7 protein-coding genes are annotated in these 5,848 nt (G+C 24.8%); 3 read left to right on the top strand and 4 right to left on the bottom strand.

The genetic code is table 4. From position 1 onward, the window contains the following. Positions 1-3: 3 nt before the first annotated feature. From EXC48_RS00300 to EXC48_RS00290, 4 genes are all read right to left on the bottom strand, one after another. Positions 4-291 (bottom strand): hypothetical protein, encoded by a 288-nt coding sequence (locus tag EXC48_RS00300; protein ID WP_129720360.1) that lies wholly within the window; start codon positions 289-291, stop codon positions 4-6. Next, on the bottom strand, positions 227-385 hold the full coding sequence (locus tag EXC48_RS04635; protein WP_165035604.1) for a hypothetical protein: 159 nt from the start codon (positions 383-385) through the stop codon (positions 227-229). The genes EXC48_RS00300 and EXC48_RS04635 overlap by 65 nt, the downstream gene beginning before the upstream one ends. 855 nt (positions 386-1,240) lie before the next feature. After that, positions 1,241-1,930, bottom strand: a complete 690-nt coding sequence (locus tag EXC48_RS00295) for a hypothetical protein (RefSeq protein WP_129720359.1) — start codon at positions 1,928-1,930, stop codon at positions 1,241-1,243. A 471-nt stretch (positions 1,931-2,401) separates the two neighbouring features. Beyond that, positions 2,402-2,665, bottom strand: a complete 264-nt coding sequence (locus tag EXC48_RS00290; protein ID WP_129720358.1) for a hypothetical protein — start codon at positions 2,663-2,665, stop codon at positions 2,402-2,404. Between the two features lie 1,324 nt (positions 2,666-3,989). On the opposite strand from EXC48_RS00290, the gene EXC48_RS05035 reads away from it, so the two are divergent. From EXC48_RS05035 to EXC48_RS00280, 3 genes are all read left to right on the top strand, one after another. Further along, the gene (locus EXC48_RS05035) at positions 3,990-4,121 is read left to right on the top strand and encodes a hypothetical protein (RefSeq protein WP_268814396.1); all 132 of its coding nucleotides are present in this window, start codon (positions 3,990-3,992) and stop codon (positions 4,119-4,121) included. A 111-nt stretch (positions 4,122-4,232) separates the two neighbouring features. Next, a complete protein-coding gene (locus tag EXC48_RS00285; RefSeq protein ID WP_129720357.1) occupies positions 4,233-4,586 on the top strand; it encodes a hypothetical protein in 354 nt (117 codons plus the stop codon). Then, entirely contained in the window at positions 4,525-5,529 is a 1,005-nt protein-coding gene (locus tag EXC48_RS00280) for a hypothetical protein (RefSeq protein ID WP_129720356.1), read from the top strand. The genes EXC48_RS00285 and EXC48_RS00280 overlap by 62 nt, the downstream gene beginning before the upstream one ends. Positions 5,530-5,848 lie beyond the last annotated feature (319 nt).

Below are 5,848 nucleotides of genomic sequence, written 5' to 3'. Positions count from 1 at the left end.
TTTTTAATCATTTATAGCTTCATTAATACTTAAATCAGTTGATTGATCACTTACTTTACCTTCATTTTTTGTTAAAACATCATTAATTTTCGCATATTCTTCTGGTCATTTATTTTTATATTTTGCTATAAACGGAATAACTACATCATTTTTATATTTTTCATATGTTAAAATTAAAACACTTTTTGCTTTTGGAGATAATTGTGAATAAAGTATTTCATATTCTTTATTTAACTTGATATACTCGCTTGGCTCAATCTTGTTTTCAGTTATTTTTCTTTTTATTTTCATCAACCTTTGCTTTTAATTTATTGTATGAATCACTTAAATAATTATCCTTATTTATTTCATTAAATTTTTCAACATTAAATAATGAAATTTGCATATATATGGAGAAATTCTAAGCTATTTTTTAGTTTCCAAATCTTCTTTAAGTTTATAACTCACTTTGTCCAAGATCTCAAGTTTGATATTTAATCTTTCTAAAGCTAATTGATAATCATAAAAACTTCATTGTGTATATAAATGATATTTTAAGGTTTCATTTTTGATTAATGCATCAAATTCAATTATCGACTTTTAATTTATGTTCATTAATCGCGTCGTCTAGAGCTTTTAGCGCATATCAATAGCTTTTGTGTCACTGATGTTAAATCATTTATTGCTTGTGCAGATTGTTTTTTAGCATATAATTTTGTCTACTTGATGTAGTTCATTTCTAGATAACAACCGGTTTTTCAAGTAATGTTTTTAATTTAGATTATCAACTTTTTGCCCATTTTGTTTTTCAATATCAATAATTTCAGAAATTACAGGTATATGGTCTTTTCATTCAATTTTTAAAGCAACTACTTTCTTATCTAGATCATTTGGTAAACTAAATGAAACTATTGGATTTGATAATGCTCCAATAACAATTTTAATTCTTATTAGTTTTTATATCATAAACATAGCTTTTACAACTGCATTTGACGGTTCTTCTTCTGTAATGATTTTGATATCTTTATTTGCATATTTGCAGCATCTAATTAATTATTAGTTTCCATTTTTTCAGCTGGTTTATAGAAGTATTAAGTCTATTATCAAAAATGTTTTTGGTTTATATTTTCCATTGCTTTCAAATAATTAGTTCATCAAATCTTGGATCAATATTTAAATTAAATATTTACACATTTACAACTATTTCATTAATAATGATTGCTCTAGATGGATAATCTTTTTTAACAAGAAGTTAATGTATCTAACTTTTTATCTTTAATATCATCATTTCCTCATCATCTAAGATTAGGATGTAAAGAATTGGATTTCCAAAACCACCTTGACCTGGTGTTATGTCATGCGAATCCGCTGAATCATTAATGCTGAACACAGTTTCATATCCAGAATCCTTTTGATTTGAAACTTGTATATCTAAATATCTTGGAAAATCAGCTGTATTATCTGCTGTATACATTCTTAATGATTTAAGATCAAGTTCTCCACCTAAATCACAAATTGCATATTGTCCTTTTAATGGACTACCACCAAATTTTGTATATCTATTAAAATCACCATCAAATCCGCCACCATTCTTCCTATCATCTAATCAATTATTTTTCAAATCAATATTAGTTTCAATCAATTTTCCAAATGGTACAATTTCATCAATAATATTTAAACTTAACTTGGTAAATTTTAATATTTGAATAGCGTCTGAACTATTAACTAGTCTTAAATATCTAAATTTAACTTTTTTGTTAAAATTAGCTTGATTGAGTTCAATTCAATTGAAACCATTTACTGAAATTAAGAACTTAAATTTATCATTTTTAATTCAATCAATATTGATATTTGTAATATATTTAATATCTTTTAAATCAACTCCAATATACCTTTTGAAGGTATTTCGTGATTTTGCTAATATTTTCAAATCATTATTACTTAAAATCATTGAACCATTACTTCTAAGAGCTTGAAGTTTGATTTATCTTTTAGTGATGTATAAATATATGATGGATCAGGAACATTTTTTCTTGAATATCAACTGATTTTAATTTCCATCAAGTTGATGTTTGTTTGTCGAAGTAATTCTAATTCCAGTCATTAACCGGCATTTTCTGGAACTGTATAGGTAATTTCTTTTTTATCCTTAAAATCAAGTGTTCCATTTTCTAAATCTATAACTTGATTATTATAAAGTTTTTGAATTTTTAAAAATTCCATTTTATCATTGCTATCTGAAGAATTCTAATACTTTTAATCTCTTTTGCACTTTCAAAATGAATTTCAATCCCTTGATCTTTACCTACATTCCCATTATTTGCACTTGATAATCAAGCCAAAGTTGAATCATTATGGTCAATAATATAATCGAGTTTATTATTTTTTGCATTATCATTAATGCTTGAGTGCTTTGCTATTTCTAATTATAACCGACCACTTGATCTTTTTTATTGTTATTATTTTTAATATTTGTATTAAGAATTTTATTTGACATATAATCAAGAAGTCAAGTAGTAAAGGGTTGAATATGTTGTACTCCTACTTCCGCATATTGAATTGAACCTAAATAATCAAATCCATGTTGTGTTCTAGCCTTTTGAATTAATGTTTTAGCTTTATTTAAATTTAAAACAAAATCAGTTTTATCACCTTGGTTTAGTTTAATAAGTCCATCAAGAGCCAAAGTTAATCCTTGATATAGTTCAATTGATGATTCAATTCAGTATCTAATTTGATAGTATAAATCTCGATTAACTACACTATTTTTAATGGTAAGTGCATCATTATATAATTCTTCAAATTCAACTTTTAAATCTTTAATATTATCAACTAAAAAGAATTATTAGTTTCTAGTGACGTACGCACTAGAACTAATTCTTTTTAGTTGATAATATTAAAGATTTAAAAGTTGAATTTGAAGAATTATATAATGATGCACTTACCATTAAAAATAGTGTAGTTAATCGAGATTTATACTATCAAATTAGATACTGAATTGAATCATCAATTGAACTATATAAGGATAACTTGGCTCTTGATGACTTATTAAACTAACCAAGTGATAAAACTGATTTTTTTTAAATTTAAATAAAGCTAAAACATTAATTCAAAAGGCTAGAACACATGGATTTGATTATTTAGGTTCAATTCAATATGCGGAAGTAGGATACAACATATTCAACCTTTACTATTGACTCTTTATATGTCAAATAAATTCTAATACAAATATTAAAATATACAATAAAAAAGATCAATGGTCGTTATAATTTAGAAATAGCAAGCACTCAAGCATTAATGATAATGCAAAAATAATAAACTCGATTATATTATTGACATAATGATTCAACTTGGCTTGATTATCAAGTGCAAATAATGGAATGTAGTAAAGATCAAGGATTGAAATTCATTTGAAAGTGCAAAAGATTAAAAGTATTAGAATTCTTCAAGATAGCAATGATAAATGGAATTTTTAAAAATCAAAACTTTATAATAATCAAGTTATAGATTTAGAAAATGGAACACTTGATTTAAGGATAAAAAAATTACCTATACAGTCCAGAAAATGCCGCTTAATACTGGAATTAGAATTACTTCGACAAAAAAACATACTTGATGGAAATTAAATCAGTTGATATTCAAGAAAAATGTTCCTGATCATCATATATTTATACATACTAAAAGATAATCAAAACTTCAAGCTCTTAGATAATGGTTCAATGATTTTAATAATAATGATTTGAAATATTAGCAAAATCACGAAATACTTCAAAGGTATATTGGAGTTGATTTAAAAGATATTAAATATTACAAATATCAATATGATTGAATTAAAATGATAAATTAAGTTCTTATTTCAGTAAATGGTTCAATTGAATTGAACTCATCAGCTAATTTTAACAAAAAGTTAAATTTATATTTAAGACTAGTTAATAGTTCAGACGCTATTCAATATTAAATTTACCAAGTTAGTTTAATATTATGATGAAATTGTACCATTTGGAAATTGATTGAAACTATATTGATTTGAAAATAATTGATTAGATGATAGGAAGAATGGTGGCGGATTTGATGGTGATTTTAATAGATATACAAAATTTGGTGGTAGTCCATTAAAGGACAATATGCAATTTGTGATTTAGGTGGAGAACTTGATCTTAAATCATTAAGAATGTATACAGCAGATAATACAGCTGATTTCCAAGATATTTAGATATACAAGTTTCAAATCAAAGGATTCTGGATATGAAACTGTGTTCAGCATTAATGATTCAGCGGATTCGCATGACATAACACCAGGTCAAGGTGGTTTTGGAAATCCAGATTCTTTACATCCTAATCTTAGATGATGAGGAAATGATGATATTAAAGATAAAAAAGTTAGATACATTAAACTTCTTGTTAAAAAAGATTATCCATCTAGAGCAATCATTATTAATGAAATAGTTGTAAATGGTGGTAAATATCTTAATTTAAATATTGATCCAAGATTTGATGGAACTAATTATCTTGAAAGCAATGGAAAATATAAACCAGAAAACATTTTTGATAATAGACTTAATACTTCTTATAAACCAGCTGAAAAAAAATGGAAAACTAATAATTAATTTAGATGCTGCAAGATATGCAAATAAAGATATCAAAATCATTACAGAAGAAGAACCGTCAAATGCAGTTGTAAAAGCTATTGTTTATGATATAAAAACTAATAAAGAATTAGAAATTGTTATTGGAGCATTATCAAATCCAATAGTTTCATTTAGTTTACCAAATGATCTAGATAAGAAAGTAGTTGCTTTAAAAATTGAATGAAAAGACCATATACCTGTAATTTCTGAAATTATTGATATTGAAAAACAAAATGGGCAAAAAGTTGATAAATCTAAATTAAAAACATTACTTGAAAAACCGGTTGTTGATCTAGAGAAATGAACTACATCAAGTAGACAAAATTATATTGCTAAAAAACAATCTGCACAAGCAATAAATGATTTAACATCAGTGACACAAGAAGCTATTGATGATGCGCTAAAAGCTCTAGACGACGCGATTAATGAACATAAATTAAAAGTCGATAAATCTGAATTTGATGCATTAATCAAAAATGAAAACCTTAAAAATGATCATTTTATATACACTAATGAAAGTTTTTATGATTATCAATTAGCTTTAGAAAAGATTAAATATCAAAACGTTGATGATCTTGGACAAAGTGAGTTTAATAAACTTAAAGAAGATTTGGAAACTAAAAAAATAGCATTAGAATTTTCTCCATATAATATGCAAATTTCATTATTTAATGTTGAAAAATTTAATGAAATAAATAAGGATAATTATTTAAGTGATTCATACAATAAATTAAAAGCAAAGGTTGATGAAATAAAAAGAAAAATAACTGAAAACAAGATTGAGCCAAGCGAGTATATCAAGTTAAATAAAGAATATGAAATACTTTATTCACAATTATCTCCAAAAGCAAAAAGTGTTTTAATTTTAACATATGAAAAATATAAAAATGATGTAGTTATTCCGTTTTATAGCAAAATATAAAAATAAATGACCAGAAGAATATGCGAAAATTAATGATGTTTTAACAAAAAATGAAGGTAAAGTAAGTGATCAATCAACTGATTTAAGTATTAATGAAGCTATAAATGACTTAAAAAATGTTGCTGGCTCAATAATTGAAGGAGTTGCTAGAAAACAAAAAGAAATAAGAGATATTTATATAAATAGAAAAACTAATGCATATCTTGTTTATCAAGATGATAAGTATACAAATTATGATAAATTTATTTCTGAATTAGCAGTTTATGAACAACATCCAGAAAACTTGACTAGTGAAAAATATAATGAAATAATAAAGAAG

This window comes from Mycoplasmopsis cynos (genome assembly GCF_900660545.1).
Taxonomy (GTDB): domain Bacteria; phylum Bacillota_I; class Bacilli_A; order Mycoplasmatales; family Metamycoplasmataceae; genus Mycoplasmopsis; species Mycoplasmopsis cynos.
Note: the sequence above shows the minus strand (reverse complement) of the source record. Positions and strands in the feature narration are given on the sequence as shown.